Genomic DNA, 18398 nt, shown 5'->3' with positions numbered 1-18398 from the left:
GCCAGGACTATGGTCTGGTTGGCCGAGGCGATCATCGCTTGCTTGATCGGAATTTCGACCGTGTTGATATTGGTGATACCACTTTCCGGATGCACGCCTTCGGCCCCCAGGAATGCCCAGTCAGTGTGGATGTTCTCGAATTTTTGCACGGTGTCGGGCCCGACCAGGGTGAAAACATTGTTGAGCATCATGCCGCCGGCGACGTGCAAAGTGATGCTCGGGTGCTGGGAGAGCTGCATCGCGATCATCAGGTCATTGGTAATGACTGTGATGTTCTTGCGGGCTTTCAAGGCCAGCGCCAACTGAAACACCGTCGAGCCGTTATCGAGAATGATCGATTGACCGTCCTCGATGTAGTCCAGTGCGGCCCGGGCAATGGCGGCTTTGCCCTGCTCATGCATGCTGCGTCGCACGTTGTAAGGCGTATCGCCTTTATCAGCACCCTGCGAAGGGAGCACGCCACCATGGGTGCGAATCAGTTTGCCATTGTTCTCCAGGAATGACAGATCCCGGCGGATGGTGGAACTGTCGACCGAGAACATTTCGGATAACTCGGCGGCATTGACGTAACCACGTTCTTTTATGAGTTCCAAGATCTGGAGCCGCCGTTCGGACGCTGTCATTTTCTGCCCATCTGCTTAGAGGAATTGCGCGATTGCGTGCAAAGAGTAGCTATTTCACCCCTTGAACGCAAAGCAGCTGACTGTCAGGACAGAAGCGCCGCGCCTATGGCTCCCGCCCCGTCACCCAACGCGGATATCACCATGCGCGCGTTTAACTCGAAGCCTTTCGAACGGACCAGCGAAGCCTGGACAGCGTCTTCGTATAACGGAAAAAGCTGCGCCGCACTACCGCTCAACACCGTCAGATCGGGTCCGTAGAGCGACATCAACGCACCCAGCCCCCGGCCGACCTGATGCCCGTACTGTTCAAACAGCCGAGCTATTTGAGAGTCGCGCTGACAAAGATCTCGAAAGAAACCCAAGTCATGTCGTTCATAGGCGATATCGGGCACCAACCTCGCCAATTCGGCCTGTAACCAGGTGCGCGAGGCCAGGGTTTCCCAACAACCGGACACACCACAATAGCAAGGCGTGTCCGAGTGACCGACGGGAATATGCCCGCCCTCCGGGTGCGCACCGCTCACCGTTCGCAACGGCTGGCCATCGATGAGCAACGCTACCCCGACACCGGTTCCGAGCGTCACCGCAAGCATTCTGCGGCTGCCGATACCGGCCCCCAGATGAAACTCGCCCAGGGCCGCCGTGACCGCATCATTATCAATACGTACCGGCACCTGCAGGTGCGCCGACAAATCCGCCACCAGCGGCAATGTGGAAAAGGTAGGCAGCGTGCTGGGGTTTTCGATGACCCCGGCCACAGTATCGACCGGCCCGCTCGCGCCAATCCCCAACGACATCAGCGTTTTGCCATTCGGGACAAGTGCACGGATGCTGCGAGCCAGTTCCAACGAGCGTTGGTGACGCTCGAAGCGTTCGAAAGACGATGTGGCCAGCGTGACGGCAGCGATTTCACGACGATCCTCAAGGACGACCACGCGAATGCCGGTGCCGCCGATGTCGACACCAGCCAGAACGCCACCCTCACCTGCCCCACTCATAGTTTCACCGTGATTTTATTGCCGTAGAGAAATTCGCCTGGCGTCAGACCCCGGGCTCGCGCAAAGGTCACTGTAAAGTGCTGGACATAAAGAATCCCGGCAATCAGGCGGGTAATCTCGTGGTCCCCGGCGGCGGATAACAGTTGGCTCTGAGCGTAAGCCTTTGGCCCGATGGTCACCACTGTTGTGCCGTTGGCCAGCAAGTCTTGGGCAAGGGATTCAAGCGTGCTGTCAGTGCCGTCGCCAATCAACAATGCAATCATTCCCGGGCCTGAGGTTTCCAGTGGCCCATGGCGAAATTCTCCCCCCAAGTACCCTTCGGCCATGACCTTGCATGCTTCCTTGAGTATCAATGCCCCTGTCATCGCCGTGGCACCGTCCGCACCAATACCCACCAATGCCAAGCGTGGCTCGGCGTTATCGAAAGCGCTGTCGGTCAGCTGTTGAACACGCTGACGATCCTTGATCAGGCCTGCCATGTGCTGCCGAAAACCGTTCAGGGTCGCCAGCAGCGGTGCTTCACTTTCGCCCCGCAACGCCAGGGATATGCGGTATTGCGCGACCAGGGTGTTGATGTAGCTTTTGGAGCTGACCGTTGCCTCTTCCCCGGACTTGAGCCCCACCAAAATATCGCAGGCCTGCGCCAGGGTGCTGTGTTCCGCGTTGGTGACACCGATGATGGTTTTAGGCCGTTTCGCCCCGGTCAGCTGCGACAGCAGGGTGACGATTTCGCCGCTCATGCCCGACTGTGAAGTTGCCCACAACAAGGTGCTGGGCGTAATCAGTTGCGGGAAATCCAGCAAGCGTCCCGCATCGATGCGCCACACCGGAAAACCACGGGCAGCCAGGTCGCGCTCGATCGGCAGCGCAGTGTAATCGGACGAGCCCATGCCGGTGAGAATGATGCGGTCATAGGCCGTCAGGTCCAGTTCCACCAAGGCTTTCGGCAGCTCATAAGCCAGCTGAGCGTCCAGCGCGTCAATTTGGTCGTTAATGTCGAGTTCATAGGGACTGGCAGTAAAAGGCATCGGGAAACTCCAAGATCCATGTGCGTGTTTTTCAATCCTATATGCACGCTTTCGTGCAGTCAATGCACACAACATACAGATAAAGGCAAAATTTCCACCCGCAATATCCGACGAATTACTCGATAAAGGGTATTGACTGCACGTTATCGTGCATTAATACTCGTGTCCTCAGAGGCTCGGTGCGTATTACCGCTCCTCGTACCACAATAAGATGAGGAGATTTCGATGAACGACGATCACCCCCACTCGGCGCCGGCCACCGGTTTGCAAAGTAACTCTGTCGGTCTGGTCACCGTGCTGATGCAAAGCATTGCCCAGATCGCCCCCGCTGTCGGCGTGCTCACAACGATTGCTTTCAATACCCAGCAAGCGGGTCTCGGCGCGCCCTCGGCATATATCGCGGCTTTTATCATTGGCTTGATCGTCGCCGTATCCCTGGCGCAATTGGGCAAGCATTTTCCGTCTGCGGGTGGTTTCTATACCTACGTCAGCGCGACGGTCGGACCGAGCGCCGGGTTCATGGTCGGCTGGCTCTATTCCTGGATTGTGGCGCTGATTCCAGGTGGCCTGGCGGCCTTCACCGGGTACGTTTTGCAAACTGAAATCAGCAAGAACTATGGAGTAGACATCCCGTGGCAGTACATCGCCGCGGCCATCCTGCTGATCGTCGGTTTCATCGCCTACAAAGGCATCAAGACTTCCGGAAAGATGCTGACCGTGCTGTCGGTAGTGGAGATGTTGATCATCGCTGCGCTGGCGGTGGGCGGGTTGATGTCTCCGGGTGAAGGTGGCGTATCGCTGGAGGGGTTCAACCCGGCCAACAGCACCAGCTCCCACGGCTTTTTCCTGGCAGTGGTGTTGTCGATTTTCGCTTTCACGGGCTGGGAAGGTGCAGCGGCTGTTGCCGAAGAAGCGCGTAATCCACGCAAGGTCATCCCGCAAGCCATTATCGGTTCGCTGATTCTGCTCGGTGTCTATTACGTGTTCTGCGCCTGGGGTATTCAGACAGGCTGGGGCATTGCACACCTTGATACGCTGGCCGATTCCAAGGACAGCCCTGCATTCGCCGTTGCTCACCGTCTGTGGGGCAACGGCTGGATTCTGATTCTGCTGGCGCTGCTCAACTCAGGGATCGCGGTGTGCATCGCCTGCACTGTGGATTCGACGCGCAATTGGTACGCCATGGCCCGTGCCGAAGCGATCCCGGGCTGGCTGAAAAAAGTTCACCCTGTGCACCGCACTCCGCACACGGCGATCCTGACTCAAACGATTCTGGCGTTGATCGTCGCGCTGGTTGGCGGCAGCTTCATGCAACCTGACCAGGCCTTCTTCATGCTGGCGACACTGGCGACCATCATTTACGTGTTCGTCTATTTCATGGGCAATATTGGTGTCGCGCGTTTCTTCACCACAGTCATGCGCAAGGACTTGAATGTCATCGTGCATATCCTCTTCCCGATCATCTCGACCATCGCTCTGTTCACCGTTCTTTACTACTCGCTCGTGCCGCTGCCGGAACCTCCGGTGGGTTACGCACCGATCGCCTTCGTCGTGCTGATGATTCTCGGCTTGTGGCGTCTGGTGCATCTCAAGCGCAGCGGCAGTGACACCTGGAAGACGCTGTCCAAGTACGTGGTGGAGAACGACAACCGCACCGACGCTTCATCGCAACCGGTGTCACCTGCAGCCCATCTGTCTGCGGCACGCAAAGCCTGACACCCCGATTCAAGGCAGCCCCGGATTCACGGGGCTGTTTCAGCCAAACATGTTTTTACTGGGTTACTCAAGATGGTCAATAAGGTTAACGAATTTGATTACGTCATCGTCGGTGCAGGGTCGGCAGGCTGTGTCCTGGCCAACCGCCTGACCGAAGATTCCAGTGTCACGGTCTGCCTGATCGAGGCCGGGCCCAGCGATAAAAGCATTTTCATCAAGATGCCCGCCGCCCTGACCTTTCCCATTGAAAGCGATGTCTTTAACTGGAAGTTCGAGAGCGAACCCGAGCCCGAACTGCATGACCGGGTGATCGGCCAGGCACGTGGCCGCTGCCTGGGCGGCAGTTCATCGATCAACGGCATGGTCTATGTCCGGGGCAGTGCAAAGGACTATGACCATTGGCGCACGCTGGGCGTCGAGGGTTGGGACTTTGCCGATTGCCTGCCGTTCTTCCGCAAGATGGAAAGTTTCGAAAATGGCGCTGACCCTGCACGCGGTGCGGACGGCCCGATCACCGTGGTACGCAGCAAGGCTGACCACCCGCTGTACCAGTCGTTTCTGGACGCCGGCCAGCAATTCGGCCTGGACGACGCCGGCGACTACAACAGCGGCAATCAGGAAGGCGTGCATGTCACCCAAACAACCATCCGCGATGGCGTGCGTTGCAGTACCAGCCTCGGCTACCTGAAACCGGCGATCCGCCGGCCAAACCTGACCGTTCTGACCAATTGTCTGGTCAAGCGGGTGAACCTGGAAGGCAGTGTCGCCAGCGGCGTCACGGTGCAGCACAGGGGCGAGCAGAAAATCATCCACGCTGCCCGGGAAGTCGTGCTTTGCGCCGGCACAATCGGCTCGCCTCACCTGCTGATGCTATCGGGTATCGGCAACCGCGATGACCTTGCCGCCCATGGCGTGATATCCCGCATGCACCTGCCCGGTGTCGGTGCCGACTTGCAGGATCATGTGGTGGCGCCGTTGCGCTTCAAGTCACCCTCCGGCGTATCCATTTGCAAAGCGTTGAATACCTTCGGTCGATTGAAGCTCGGGGTGCAGTGGTCACTGTTCAAGACAGGCCTTGGGGCCACGCCGTTCTTCGAGGTGGGTTCATTCTTCAAGAGCAGCGACGACGTCGACTACTTCAATATGCAGCATGAATTCCTGCCCTTCCTCGCGGACTTCCAGTCCGGCAAGGTGCATATCGCCGACGGCTTCCAATACTTCGTCAGCCAGATGCGCCCGCACAGTCGCGGCAGCATCACGTTGCGCACAGCCGATCCACGTCACAAACCGGTGATTCGCTTCAACTATCTGACCGATCAGCGTGATGTTACGCAGATGGTCGATGGCATTCGCAAAACCCTGGAAATGGTCGAGCAGCCGGCCTGGTCGCGTTATCGCGGTGAATCGGTGGACACCCCCGGCCTCAAGGCGACGGACAGCGAGCTGGCCGCGTGGTTGCGCCAAGTGGCCAACACCGAGCATCACCCTACCAGCACGTGCCGCATGGGCGTGGACGACATGGCCGTCACCGACAACCAGGGTCGTGTACATGGGGTGAGCCGTCTGCGGGTGGTCGATGGTTCTATCCTTCCACGGGTTCCAACGGCCAACATCAATGCCCCCATCATCATGGTGGCAGAGAAAATCGCCGCCTCGATAGCCGCCCGATAAAGAGCGGCGCTGCCCGCCCGCGGGATGAAAACCGCGGTGGGCTTACATGCATTACCCGCACAAGGAAACCCGCAGCGATGGCGTACTACCGCACTCCTCACGACGTTACCGCTCTGCCCGCCTGGCAAGCGTTGAATGACCACCGCCAAGCCATGCAGGATTTCAGCATGCGCGAAGCCTTCAATGCCGATCCGCAGCGCTTTACCCAATTCACCCTCAGCAGTTGCGGCCTGTTTCTCGACTACTCGAAAAACCTGATCAACGCCGAGACCCGCAACTTGCTGGTGGGCCTGGCCAACGAAGTCGACCTCAAGGGGGCGATCAAGTCGCTGTTCGACGGCGAAATCGTCAACGCGTCCGAAGGCCGTCCAGCCCTGCACACCGCCCTGCGCCGCCCGGTTGGCGACAAGCTGTCGGTCAATGGCGTCAACGTGATGCCGGAAGTGCACAAGGTGCTGAACCAGATCACCGACCTCGTCGGCCGCATCCACGACGGTCTGTGGCGCGGTTACACCGAGAAGCCGATAACTGACGTGGTCAACATCGGCATCGGCGGCTCCTTCCTCGGCCCGGAGCTGGTGTCCGAAGCCTTGCTGTCCTACGCCCAGAAAGGCGTGCGCTGCCATTACCTGGCAAATATCGACGGCAGCGAGTTCCACGAACTGACCATGAAACTGCGTGCCGAAACCACGCTGTTCATCGTCTCGTCGAAATCCTTCAACACCCTCGAAACCCTGAAGAACGCCCAGGCCGCCCGTGCCTGGTATCTGGCCCAGGGTGGTTCGGAAGCCGAGCTGTATCGCCACTTCATCGCGGTATCGAGCAACAACGCCGCCGCGGTGGCGTTCGGCATCCGCGAAGAGAACATCTTCCCGATGTGGGACTGGGTCGGCGGGCGCTACTCGCTGTGGTCGGCCATCGGTTTGCCGATTGCCCTGGCCATCGGCATGTCCAACTTCAAGGAGTTGCTGTCCGGTGCCTACACCATGGACCAGCACTTCCAGAGCGCACCGTTCGAACAGAACATGCCGGTGCTGCTGGCCTTGCTCGGCGTGTGGTACGGCAACTTCTGGGGTGCGCAAAGCCATGCGATCCTGCCGTACGATCACTACCTGCGTAACATCACCAAGCACCTGCAACAGCTGGACATGGAATCCAACGGCAAGAGCGTGCGCCAGGACGGCAAGCCCGTGTCCACCGACACCGGACCGGTGATCTGGGGCGGCGTCGGCTGCAACGGCCAGCACGCCTACCACCAGTTGCTGCACCAGGGCACCCAACTGATCCCGGCCGACTTCATCGTGCCGATCGTCAGCTTCAACCCGGTGTCCGACCACCACCAGTGGCTGTACGCCAACTGCCTGTCCCAGAGCCAGGCGCTGATGCTCGGCAAGACCCTGCCGGAAGCCGAAGCCGAGTTGCGTGACAAAGGCATGAGCGAAGCGGACGTGCAAAAGCTTGCACCGCACAAGGTGATCCCGGGCAACCGTCCGAGCAACACCCTGGTGGTCGAGCGCATCAGCCCGCGTCGCCTCGGCGCGCTAGTGGCGATGTACGAACACAAGGTCTTCGTGCAAAGCGTGATCTGGGGCATCAACGCCTTCGACCAGTGGGGTGTGGAACTGGGCAAGGAGCTGGGCAAAGGTGTCTACAACCGCCTGGTCGGCAGTGAGGAAACCCCGGCCGAGGACGCCTCGACCCAAGGGTTGATCAACTACTTCCGTGGTCGCCACCGCGGCTGATCTGACGGAATCAATCGAAGCTAACCAGTAGCTATGGGTCGACTGCTGCCCTTCACGACAGGCAGCAATCGGCCAGAAGCAGACACTCGGTCGAAGCATTAGCTCTCAATACGATTTGCCCGGGGTGGTCCTCACATCAGGATGTAAAACGGAGCGCCAGGCAAACTCACGGTTCGCAAACCGTCACGACGTTCTTCCGAAGGGGTGACCAGGCTGAACCAGGTTTACTACAGCCGTCACCAGGTCATCTATAGACCAGGGCTTAGCCAGGTACGTAGTTGAGTAAGGCACTATTGAGGCATCCAGCAAGTAACCGGAGGTGAGAATCGTAGCGGTAGCGGGCCATTTCGCCTTCACCATCTTTATGAATTCCGCACCTTGGAGTTGACCTCGCAAAGCTTGATCCGTGATCACCAGCGGGCAACCGTCCGGCATGCTCCTTAAGTAGGTCAAAGCGTCATCGGCAGTGTCGAAGTCCAGGGAAAGGAGACCGATCTCGTTCAGAATATCGACTATCAACTTGCGAATTGTCGGGTCGTCCTCAACAACGACCGCCCATCCCATTACCAGCGAGAGCTTTCCCCGTTCACTGTACACACATGGCTCCTTAATCGGGTTCGAACTCCGAAATAGGCGGAGATACGGCATCACGGGGAAACACGGGGTTGCAGCCAGCTTGTGAATGCCGTCAAACCCTCGCAATTCCCCGAACTACCCCCGACCCGCCGCGAAAGACTGGCCCTGGAATTGGCCCAGCCATCCCCGGCGCTCTGCCGAACCAACCGCATTCCGAAAACCAGCCTGGTGCATAGCCGACGGTCTCAGCGACTGAGCTTGCTAATCTTTGAACCCTGCAGCCCCACCCCAGCCATCAAGCCCTTTTGATCAAAGATGAACGCATGGATATCAGACTGAATCGTTGACGTAGTCAGCGACTTGGCCACGCCTGCATCTTCGACCACGATGCTTGGGCCCACGCCGACCTCAAACCCGTTGCCAGTTTTCAGATCTTGCAGCGCAGAATCACTCATGAAGAACATCACGTACCCGAACCTCTGCACGCCTGCCTGAAGGCCGTATGAGGCTGCTGTCGTCGAGTAGTACCCCGTGACTTTGCCGTTCTCGATCAATTCGCCTTCGCCATGGTGAGCGCCGGCGATGAACCCCGCTTTCACCACATCCGGGAAAACGAGGATACCCTTGGCTTTCTGCGCCAGGGCGCGCGATTTCGGTGTATTGGCGTACAAACTCTGTAACGCCGCTTTCGCTTCCTGGTCCATCGCAGCGTCCGCAGCCTTCGTTCCGGAGGCGGAAGTGGATTGATCCATTTGGCAGCCCGCAGTGATTGCGAGGATTGAAATCATTGCCATCATTCGAAGGTATTTGATCATGAGAAATACTCCGTTTCTGCACTTGCCGTTGAGGAGCCTGAGTGATGACAGTCGCCGCGGATCAAAGACTGACGGGGCTGACCTTTATTGTGTCGCTACTCAAAGACAATAGACCTTAATCCTGATACGTGATTGGTCAAATGCTATGCAGATGCATGTTCAAATCAGTTCAATAGCGGTGTTGCACACAGCGCCCGCAATCGCCAGCCCACCCTGCCTCGAAAGTCCGTCCAATCCTGGGCAACCGAAATCCACCTTCCTCCGGCGACCTGCCGACCGAACACAATTCATCTTTCGCCGTAGTGAACCATCAAAAAATCGCTGGTAGTCTCGCCGCCACGTTCGCTCGGCATTAAGGGATGTTGGCGAAAATAGAAGCCCCGAGGCCGCGAACCTGCGGGGCTTTGCTTTTTCTGCCTGGAGCTACGTGGACCTCATGGCCGAGGAACTGCCAAGCCAGATTCTGACCTGCGCCCTTCCCTGCTTTTCAAAATCAACGAAAACCAGCCTGCCCTCAGGCCTCCAACCCGAACGGGTCGTCTACGCAATGGCTCGGCTGGGTAAACCAGCGCGGGCCAGTGGCGGTCATGTAGAAATGATCCTCCAGGCGAATGCCGAACTCGCCCGGCACACAAATCATCGGCTCATTGGAGAAGCACATGCCCTCGGCCAGCGGCGTCTGGTCACCACGCACCAGGTAGGGCCCTTCGTGAATGTCCAGGCCGATGCCATGTCCGGTACGGTGCGGCAGGCCGGGTAACTGGTAGTCCGGGCCGAGACCGGCGGCTTCCAGGCTAAGCCGCGCGGCGGCATCCACCACCTGGCAGGGTTCGCCCAGGCGCGCGGCGTCGAAGGCGGCCTGCTGGGCGGCCTTTTCCAGGTTCCACATGGCGCGCTGGCGGTCGCTCGGGGTGCCAAACACGTAACTGCGAGTGATATCCGACTGGTAGCCATGGAGCAGGCAGCCCGTGTCGATCAGCACCATGTCGCCGTCCTTGAGCTCCTGCGCGTGTTTCACCCCATGGGGGAAGGCGCTGGCCTCGCCGAACAGCACGATGCAGAAGGTCGAACCCGGCGCGCCCACCTTGCGGTGCGCCTCGCGGATGAACTCGGCAACCTCGGTGGTGCTGATGCCTGCGCGCAGGATGCTGGCGGCAGCCTTGTGCACTTCCAGGGTCATGTCTTTGGCGCGCTGCATCAGCGCCAGTTCTGCAGCGGACTTGTGATAGCGACACAGGTTTGTCACGCAAGAAGCGTCTACGAACTCGAAGCCCGACCCGAGGCGGCGGATTGCGTCGAACATGAAGAACGCCAGGGATGGGCACAGGCCCACCACTGCGTCGGCGGCAATGCCCATTCCAGCGAGCATATCGAGCAGCAGGCGGTAGGGACTCTCGTGCTCATGCCAACCATGGATAACCCCATCCACCTCGCGGAAGTCGCGGATGGTGCCCTCTTCGAAGGCCGGAGCGATATAGGCCAGCGGGCCGTTGGCGGGCAGCACGGCGCCGACCATGCGTTCGCTCGGGCTCCACTTCACCCCGGTGAAGTAGTACAGGTTGCTGCCAGCGTTCAGGTAGAGGGCGGCGATGCCCTGCTCGAGCATCAGGCCCTGGGCCTTGGCAATGCGTGACTGGTATTCGTCGAGGCCGATGGGCTGCATGCCCGCGGTCATCTTCGCCAGGCCGGCCAGCGCCTGTTCCGGAGTTTTGCCACCTACACCCACTGTCATCTCGTTCTCCCGAATTATGTTGCAGAGCACGAAATTTAAGCCTGACTTAAACTGGCGTCAATACGAATTTTCAGTGTCACTTAACTTCAATCAGGCGAAAAGCCTTTTCGGCAATGCGCTGCCCGCTATACTGGCGCCTTTTCAGAACACGAGCCACGCCGATGACCGCAGAACAGATCGGGGAACGGCTGCGCCGCTACCGCCGCGCCGCCAACAAGACCCTGAACCAAGTCGCCACTGAAACAGGCCTCACAGCCAGTTTCCTGTCCCAGGCGGAGCGTAACCTCACTGGCGTGTCCATCTCCTCGCTGGCGAGAATCGCAAATGCGTTGGGCATTCCGCTCAACACCCTGTTCGACCAGCCCGCCCAGCCCCAGCCCGACTCCCACCAGGGCCAGCGCGTGCGGTACTCCATCGGCAGCCAGCCGCTGGTCTACGAGCGCCTGTCCAGCAACTTCCCCGGTAACCTGATCAATGCGATGAAGGTGACCATGGCGGTGGGCTACCAGTCCGAGCTCATCTCCCACGAAGGCGCAGAGTTTACCTATGTGCTCTGCGGGCAAATCGTCTACACCATCGAAGGCCACACCTACCCGCTCGGCCCAGGGGGATCGGTGCATTTCGACTCCACCAAGCAGCATTCCATCGCCAATTCCGGCGACGAAGTTGCCGAAGTGCTGGTCGTCACCACCATGGGGGGCCTGCTCGACGATCACCCCACGGCCTGACGGATCGCCTCCAAAATGTAAGTGCCACTGAATTTAAGTTGAAATTAATTTTAGAATGACTTAATTTTTGCCTCGGCCGGTGGCGGCGCGAGCATCCCTCCCCCTTCAGCGCTACCGCCCGAGCCAGGACGTCGGCCTTCTGTTGCCTGTTCGCAAATGACGGGCAGCCTACAGCCCGTAAAGCCGCAGGGTCAGGTGCATCCCCCCAGGAATGGACTATCTGATCTGCTGCCCTCAAAAATAACAACAATGAGGTTCGCATGCGCAAAAAAACCACGCTCAAGACCATGATCGTCGCCGGCCTGATACTCGGCTCCGGTTTCACCCACGCCGCCAGCAGCCTGGTGTTCTGCTCCGAAGGCAGCCCGGCTGGTTTCGACCCGGGCCAATACACCACGGGGACCGACTTCGACGCGTCAGCCGAAACCGTATTCAACCGTCTCTCGCAGTTCGAACGTGGCGGCACCAAGGTCATCCCGGGCCTGGCGACCAGCTGGGACGTTTCTCCCGATGGCCTGACCTACACCTTCCACCTGCGCGACGGGGTCAAGTTCCACACTACCGACTACTTCAAGCCGACCCGCGACTTCAACGCCGACGACGTGCTGTTCACCTTCAACCGCATGCTCGACAAGGACATGCCGTTCCGCAAGGCCTACCCCACCGAATTCCCCTACTTCACCGACATGGGAATGAACGAAAAAATCACCAAGGTCGAAAAAGTCGACGACCATACCGTCAAATTCACCCTCAAGGGTGTCGACGCAGCGTTCATCCAGAACCTGGCCATGAGCTTCGCCTCGATCCAGTCGGCCGAATACACCGACCAGTTGCTCAAGGAAGGCAAGGCCCAGGACATCAACCAAAAGCCGATCGGCACTGGCCCGTTCGTGTTCAGCAAGTACCAGAAAGACGCCCAGATTCGCTACAAGGGCAACAAGGATTACTGGAAGCCTGAAGACGTGAAGATCGACAATCTGATCTTCGCCATCACCACCGACGCCTCGGTGCGCATGCAAAAGCTGAAAAAGAACGAATGCCAGATCACCTCCTACCCGCGTCCGGCCGATATCAAGCCGCTGCAGGAAGACAAGAACATCAAGATGCCTAGTCAACCAGGCTTCAACCTTGGCTATATCGCCTACAACTTCACCCACAAGCCGTTCGACAAGCTCGAAGTACGCCAGGCGCTGGACATGGCGGTAAACAAGAAAGCCATCATCGAAGCCGTTTACCAGGGCGCCGGCCAGTTGGCCGTCAACGGCCTGCCGCCGACCCAGTGGTCCTACGACGAGTCCATCAAGGACGCCGGCTACAACCCGCAGAAGGCCAAGGAGTTGCTGAAGGCTGCAGGCGTGAAAGAAGGCACACAAATCACCCTCTGGGCCATGCCGGTGCAGCGCCCCTACAACCCCAATGCCAAGCTGATGGCCGAAATGCTCCAGGCCGACTGGGCCAAAATCGGCATCAAGGCCAACATCGTCAGCTACGAATGGGGCGAGTACATCAAGCGCGGCCACGCCAGCGAGCACGACGCCATGCTGATCGGCTTCACCGGCGACAACGGTGACCCGGACAACTGGCTGGGCACCCTCTACACCTGTAACGCGGTCAACGGCAACAACTTCTCCAAGTGGTGCGATGATGGCTACGACAAACTGGTGAGGGCCGCCGAAGCCACCGCCGATGTGCAAAAGCGCACCGCGCTGTACAAAGAAGCGCAGCATGTCCTCAAAGCGCAGGTGCCGATCACCCCGATCGCCCACTCCACGGTCTACCAGCCGATGCGCGTCAGTGTGAAGGACTTCCAGATCAGCCCCTTCGGACTCAGCAGCTTCTACGGCGTCCACAACGAACAGTGAGCGACAGGGGCCGGCCAAGCGGCCCCCTTCGCCTTCCTCGAGCCGGCGCCAGACCGGCGAGGACTTTCTCACCGGCTACAACGAAAAAAATCAAGCGCCACACCGGAAAACGTCGAGCCGGAGCCTTTACTCACGCAGCCTGAACTGCTGAGAACGGCCAGCACGATGACCGGCATTACAAAAAAAACAAGGAGTGAGTCGCCCAAATGCTGAGTTTTATTACCCGCCGACTGGGGTTACTGATCCCCACGTTTTTCGGCATCACCTTGCTGACATTCGCGCTGATTCGCATGATCCCTGGCGACCCCGTGGAAGTCATGATGGGCGAACGCAGAGTCGACCCGCAAATGCACGCTCAGGCAATGGAACGCCTAGGTCTGAACAAACCCCTGTATGCCCAGTACCTGGATTACATCGGCAAACTGGCCCACGGCGACCTCGGTGAATCCCTGCGAACCCGTGAAAGCGTCTGGTCCGAGTTCAGCTCCCTGTTCCCCGCGACCCTGGAACTGGCCACGGCCGCCATGTTGTTCGCCGGCATCCTGGGCCTGCTGGCCGGGGTGATCGCGGCACTCAAGCGAGGGTCCCTGTTCGACCATGGGGTCATGGGGGTCTCCCTCGCGGGATACTCGATGCCGATCTTCTGGTGGGGCCTGATCCTGATCATGTTCTTCTCGGTGAGCCTGGGCTGGACCCCGGTGTCCGGGCGGATCGACCTGCTCTACGACATCGAGCCGCGCACCGGCTTCATGCTGATCGACACGCTGCTGGCCGATGACGTCAGCGCGTTCCTCGATGCCCTGCACCACCTGATCCTGCCGGCCATCGTGCTCGGCACCATCCCGCTGGCGGTGATCGCGCGGATGACCCGCTCGTCGATGCTCGAAGTGTTGCGCGAAGACTACATTCGCACCGCCAAAGCCAAGGGCCTGTCGCCGTCGCGCGTGGTGTTCGTGCACGGCCTGCGTAACGCCCTGATTCCGGTACTGACGGTGGTCGGCCTGCAAGTCGGCACCCTGCTCGCCGGTGCGGTCCTGACCGAAACCATCTTCTCCTGGCCCGGCATCGGCAAATGGCTGATCGAAGCCATTGGCGCCCGGGACTATCCCGTCGTGCAAAACGGCATCCTGTTAATCGCCTGCCTGGTGATTGTGGTCAACTTCGTCGTGGACATCCTCTACGGCTTTGCCAACCCACGCATCCGTCATCAGCGCTGAGATCATGACCATGACCACTCCAATTCCATCGGTAGCAGTCGATCAAAGCCTGCTGTACCCGTCGCCGTACAAAGAATTCTGGCAAGCGTTCTCCAAGAACAAAGGTGCCGTCGCCGGCCTGATGTTCATGCTGCTGGTGATTTTCTGCGCCATTTTCGCGCCGTGGGTTGTTCCTCACGACCCGAGCGAGCAATACCGTGACTTCCTGCTGACCCCGCCGGCCTGGCTGGAAGGCGGGCAGCTCCAGTTCCTGCTCGGCACCGACGAACTGGGTCGCGACCTGCTGTCGCGCCTGATCACCGGCTCGCGCCTGTCCTTGATGATCGGCTTGTCGTCGGTGGTCATGTCGCTGATCCCGGGGATCCTGCTGGGGCTGTTCGCCGGGTTCTTCCCGCGCGTGGTCGGCCCGACCATCATGCGTCTGATGGACATCATGCTGGCCCTGCCGTCCCTGCTGCTGGCCGTGGCGATCGTCGCCATCCTCGGCCCTGGCCTGATCAACACCGTGATCGCCATCGCCGTGGTGTCCCTGCCGTCCTACGTTCGCCTGACCCGTGCTGCGGTCATGGGTGAACTGAACCGCGACTACGTGACCGCCGCGCGCCTGGCCGGTGCCGGCCTGCCGCGCCTGATGTTCGTCACCGTGCTGCCCAACTGCATGGCACCGCTGATCGTGCAGGCGACCCTGAGCTTCTCTTCGGCGATCCTCGATGCCGCCGCCCTGGGCTTCCTCGGCCTTGGCGTACAACCGCCAACCCCTGAGTGGGGCACCATGCTGGCTTCGGCCCGCGACTACATCGAACGCGCCTGGTGGGTGGTGAGCCTGCCGGGTTTGACCATTTTGCTCAGCGTGCTGGCAATCAACCTGATGGGCGACGGCCTGCGCGATGCGCTGGACCCGAAACTCAAGAACGCCGCCTGAGGAGATTCCCATGTCACTGTTAGAAATCAAGAATCTCAACGTGCGCTTCGGCGACAAAAACGCCACGCCAGTCGTCGATGGCCTCGACCTGAAAGTGGACAAGGGCGAAGTGCTGGCCATCGTTGGCGAGTCCGGTTCCGGCAAATCCGTGACCATGATGGCGCTGATGGGGCTGATCGAGCATCCAGGCATCGTCACCGCCGACTCGCTCAGCTTTGACGGCAAGGACATGCTCAAGCTCAACAATCGCCAGCGTCGGCAAATCGTCGGCAAAGACCTGTCCATGGTCTTCCAGGACCCGATGACCGCGCTGAACCCGAGCTACACCGTCGGCTTCCAGATCGAAGAAGTCCTGCGCCTGCACCTGAAAATGTCCGGCAAGGCGGCGCGCAAGCGCGCCATCGAACTGCTGGAAAAGGTTGAAATCCCGGGTGCCGCCAGCCGTATGGACGCCTACCCGCATCAACTGTCCGGCGGTATGAGCCAGCGTGTCGCGATCGCCATGGCGATTGCCGGCGAGCCGAAACTGCTGATCGCCGACGAACCGACCACGGCCCTCGACGTGACCATTCAGGCGCAGATCATGGACCTGCTGCTGGCGTTGCAGAAAGAGCAGAACATGGGCCTGGTGCTGATCACCCACGACCTCGCCGTCGTCGCCGAAACCGCCCAGCGCGTGTGCGTGATGTACGCCGGCCAAGCGGTCGAAGTCGGTCAGGTGCCGCAACTGTTCGACATTCCGGCACACCCGTACAGCGAAGCGCTGCTCAAGGCGATTCCGGAACACAGCCTGGGCGCCTCGCGCCTGTCGACCCTGCCGGGCATCGTTCCCGGTCGCTACGACCGTCCGCAGGGTTGCCTGCTGTCGCCACGCTGCCCCTACGTGAAAGACAACTGCCGTCAACAACGTCCGGCACTTGACCCGAAAAGCAACAGCCTCGCGCGCTGCTTCTACCCGCTGAACCAGGAGGTGGCGTAATGGCCGTCGTTCTTACCGCCCGCGACCTGACCCGTCACTACGAGGTGTCCCGAGGCCTGTTCAAGGGACACGCCACCGTGCGCGCCCTCAACGGCGTATCGTTCGAACTGGAAGCTGGCAAGACCCTCGCCGTCGTGGGTGAATCGGGCTGCGGCAAATCCACCCTGGCGCGTGCCCTGACCCTGATCGAGGAGCCGTCCTCCGGCTCGCTGAAAATTGCCGGGCAGGAAGTCGCCGGTGCCGACAAGGCCCAGCGCAAGCAACTGCGCAAAGACGTGCAGATGGTGTTCCAGAGCCCTTACGCCTCGTTGAACCCACGGCAGAAAGTCGGTGATCAGCTTGCAGAGCCATTATTGATCAACACCAACCTGAGCGCCGCGGAACGCCGTGAGAAAGTCCAGGCGATGATGAAACAGGTGGGCTTGCGTCCCGAGCACTACCAGCGTTACCCGCACATGTTCTCCGGCGGTCAGCGCCAGCGGATCGCCCTGGCCCGCGCCATGATGCTGCAACCGAAAGTGCTGGTGGCGGACGAACCGACATCGGCACTGGACGTGTCGATCCAGGCACAGGTGCTCAACCTGTTCATGGATCTGCAGCAAGAGTTCAACACCGCCTACGTGTTCATTTCCCACAACCTGGCGGTGGTGCAGCACGTGGCCGATGACGTGATGGTGATGTACCTCGGGCGCCCGGTGGAAATGGGGCCGAAGAACGACATCTACGAACGTCCCCTGCACCCTTACACCCAGGCACTGCTGTCGGCCACGCCGACGATTCACCCGGACCCGAACAAGCCGAAGATCAAGATCGTCGGCGAGTTGCCCAACCCGCTGAACCCGCCGTCCGGCTGCGCCTTCCACAAGCGCTGCCCGTACGCCACCGAACGCTGCAGCACTGAAGAACCGGCCCTGCGCCCGCTCGACAGGCGCCAGGTGGCTTGCCACTACGCGGAAGACATCAACGACTGAGCCAGCGGGGTTGACAGGCCACGCCCTTGTCCGCCCCCACGCCAGCCGACGGACTGAGCGCCCCGGGTTTCCTGGACAGATCTGACGGACAACCCTGTGAAAGGAGATCTCCGTCAACGTCCGCTCCTGGCCGATTGCTGCCCGTGACGAAAGGCAGTAGGCGACTGTGGATTCAACCGGTCGATGCAACAGATTGGCTAAAACGTTCTGCGAGCTGGTCATCCGTTGGTCAGGAGCGGCCTGGTTTTCAAAAAATCATTGACGCATGTCAACGGTGACCACCTTGGCCGGGGCGCATATTGAAACCGAGGGAAGCAGTAATCCCTCGGCTCTGAGGTCGCCGCGACCTCTTGTGGTGAGCCCATATGAAGCTCCTGACCGACACCACCACCTTGGCGCGCATGAGTCTGGCCGGCAGCCAAGTTGGATATATTGCATATCCGAATATGGTTTTTTGCTTGGTGCGGCCTGGGATGGCTGCCCTCTATCATTGTTGCCGTAATCGCAAGTGCGCTTTGGCCGCTGATAGCGTTGGCAATTGGGTTTATAGTTTTTTATCTTAAAACATTAGAGCCTGGGACTCCTGAAAAATGTGTTCAGCACGGGTACCAAAAGGGGGCAGATTTATTTTCTCTCTTGCTCTTCCTTTAACTCAGGCGTGCAGTCGTCCTTATCATTAACGAAAAGCTGCAATCGGCCACTAACTGCCCTTCGAATCTATCGCCTCCTGCCGTCGGGCGACCTCTGATCGCGCCTTCGCCAGCACCTGGCCGGCCGCAAGCAGCCCAAGCAGCTAACTGTAATGGTCATTTTGATGG

At 59.7% G+C, this 18398-nt stretch carries 15 protein-coding genes (1 of these 15 cut by a window edge); 9 read left to right on the top strand and 6 right to left on the bottom strand.

The genetic code is table 11. The features are described 5' to 3' along the window. From ACEN8E_RS13240 to ACEN8E_RS13230, 3 genes are all read right to left on the bottom strand, one after another. Nucleotides 1–623: the 5' portion of a DeoR/GlpR family DNA-binding transcription regulator gene (locus ACEN8E_RS13240; protein WP_495592998.1), read on the bottom strand. It extends 166 nt beyond the left edge of the window; the window shows 623 of its 789 coding nt (coding positions 1–623); its start codon is at nucleotides 621–623; the stop codon falls past the left edge of the window. A gap of 83 nt (nucleotides 624–706) precedes the next feature. After that, the gene (locus ACEN8E_RS13235; protein WP_495592997.1) at nucleotides 707–1621 is read right to left on the bottom strand and encodes an ROK family protein; all 915 of its coding nucleotides are present in this window, start codon (nucleotides 1619–1621) and stop codon (nucleotides 707–709) included. Then, nucleotides 1618–2649 carry an SIS domain-containing protein gene (locus tag ACEN8E_RS13230; protein ID WP_495592996.1) on the bottom strand — a complete coding sequence of 344 codons (1032 nt, stop codon included), beginning with the start codon at nucleotides 2647–2649 and terminating at the stop codon, nucleotides 1618–1620. The genes ACEN8E_RS13235 and ACEN8E_RS13230 overlap by 4 nt, the downstream gene beginning before the upstream one ends. Nucleotides 2650–2874: 225 nt before the next feature. Here ACEN8E_RS13230 and ACEN8E_RS13225 point away from each other — a divergent pair, with 225 nt between their 5' ends. The 3 genes from ACEN8E_RS13225 (at nucleotide 2875) to pgi (ending at nucleotide 7778) form a co-directional block, all read left to right on the top strand. Next, complete coding sequence (locus ACEN8E_RS13225; RefSeq protein ID WP_495592995.1) at nucleotides 2875–4365, top strand: APC family permease; 1491 nt, start codon at nucleotides 2875–2877, stop codon at nucleotides 4363–4365. A 72-nt stretch (nucleotides 4366–4437) separates the two neighbouring features. Then, a complete protein-coding gene (locus tag ACEN8E_RS13220; RefSeq protein ID WP_495592994.1) occupies nucleotides 4438–6036 on the top strand; it encodes a choline dehydrogenase in 1599 nt (532 codons plus the stop codon). A 77-nt stretch (nucleotides 6037–6113) separates the two neighbouring features. After that, the gene (pgi, locus tag ACEN8E_RS13215) at nucleotides 6114–7778 is read left to right on the top strand and encodes a glucose-6-phosphate isomerase (protein ID WP_495590307.1); all 1665 of its coding nucleotides are present in this window, start codon (nucleotides 6114–6116) and stop codon (nucleotides 7776–7778) included. A gap of 183 nt (nucleotides 7779–7961) precedes the next feature. Here pgi and ACEN8E_RS13210 read toward each other — a convergent pair whose 3' ends face one another. The 3 genes from ACEN8E_RS13210 to ACEN8E_RS13200 all read right to left on the bottom strand — a co-directional run bounded on the left by ACEN8E_RS13210 (nucleotide 7962) and on the right by ACEN8E_RS13200 (nucleotide 10901). After that, nucleotides 7962–8375, bottom strand: a complete 414-nt coding sequence (locus ACEN8E_RS13210; RefSeq protein ID WP_495592993.1) for a response regulator — start codon at nucleotides 8373–8375, stop codon at nucleotides 7962–7964. 224 nt (nucleotides 8376–8599) lie between these two features. Continuing rightward, a complete protein-coding gene (locus tag ACEN8E_RS13205; RefSeq protein ID WP_495592992.1) occupies nucleotides 8600–9169 on the bottom strand; it encodes a lipid-binding SYLF domain-containing protein in 570 nt (189 codons plus the stop codon). A gap of 514 nt (nucleotides 9170–9683) precedes the next feature. Next, entirely contained in the window at nucleotides 9684–10901 is a 1218-nt protein-coding gene (locus tag ACEN8E_RS13200) for a M24 family metallopeptidase (RefSeq protein ID WP_495592991.1), read from the bottom strand. 161 nt (nucleotides 10902–11062) lie between these two features. Between ACEN8E_RS13200 and ACEN8E_RS13195 the strand changes: the two genes are divergently transcribed. The 6 genes from ACEN8E_RS13195 to ACEN8E_RS13170 all read left to right on the top strand — a co-directional run bounded on the left by ACEN8E_RS13195 (nucleotide 11063) and on the right by ACEN8E_RS13170 (nucleotide 17580). Next, nucleotides 11063–11629: a helix-turn-helix domain-containing protein gene (locus tag ACEN8E_RS13195; RefSeq protein ID WP_495592990.1), complete on the top strand. Its 567-nt coding sequence runs from the start codon at nucleotides 11063–11065 to the stop codon at nucleotides 11627–11629. A gap of 260 nt (nucleotides 11630–11889) precedes the next feature. Beyond that, nucleotides 11890–13491: an ABC transporter substrate-binding protein gene (locus ACEN8E_RS13190; protein ID WP_495592989.1), complete on the top strand. Its 1602-nt coding sequence runs from the start codon at nucleotides 11890–11892 to the stop codon at nucleotides 13489–13491. Between the two features lie 206 nt (nucleotides 13492–13697). Continuing rightward, a complete protein-coding gene (locus ACEN8E_RS13185) occupies nucleotides 13698–14708 on the top strand; it encodes an ABC transporter permease subunit (protein WP_495592988.1) in 1011 nt (336 codons plus the stop codon). Between the two features lie 10 nt (nucleotides 14709–14718). After that, nucleotides 14719–15630, top strand: coding sequence for an ABC transporter permease subunit (locus tag ACEN8E_RS13180; protein ID WP_495591436.1), 912 nt, complete (start codon nucleotides 14719–14721; stop codon nucleotides 15628–15630). Between the two features lie 10 nt (nucleotides 15631–15640). After that, nucleotides 15641–16609 carry an ABC transporter ATP-binding protein gene (locus tag ACEN8E_RS13175; RefSeq protein ID WP_495591435.1) on the top strand — a complete coding sequence of 323 codons (969 nt, stop codon included), beginning with the start codon at nucleotides 15641–15643 and terminating at the stop codon, nucleotides 16607–16609. After that, the gene (locus tag ACEN8E_RS13170) at nucleotides 16609–17580 is read left to right on the top strand and encodes a peptide ABC transporter ATP-binding protein (protein WP_495592987.1); all 972 of its coding nucleotides are present in this window, start codon (nucleotides 16609–16611) and stop codon (nucleotides 17578–17580) included. Before ACEN8E_RS13175 ends, ACEN8E_RS13170 begins: the two co-directional genes overlap by 1 nt. Nucleotides 17581–18398: the final 818 nt, after the last annotated feature.

Source organism: Pseudomonas sp. Pseusp9 (genome assembly GCF_059491265.1).
Note: the sequence above shows the minus strand (reverse complement) of the source record. Positions and strands in the feature narration are given on the sequence as shown.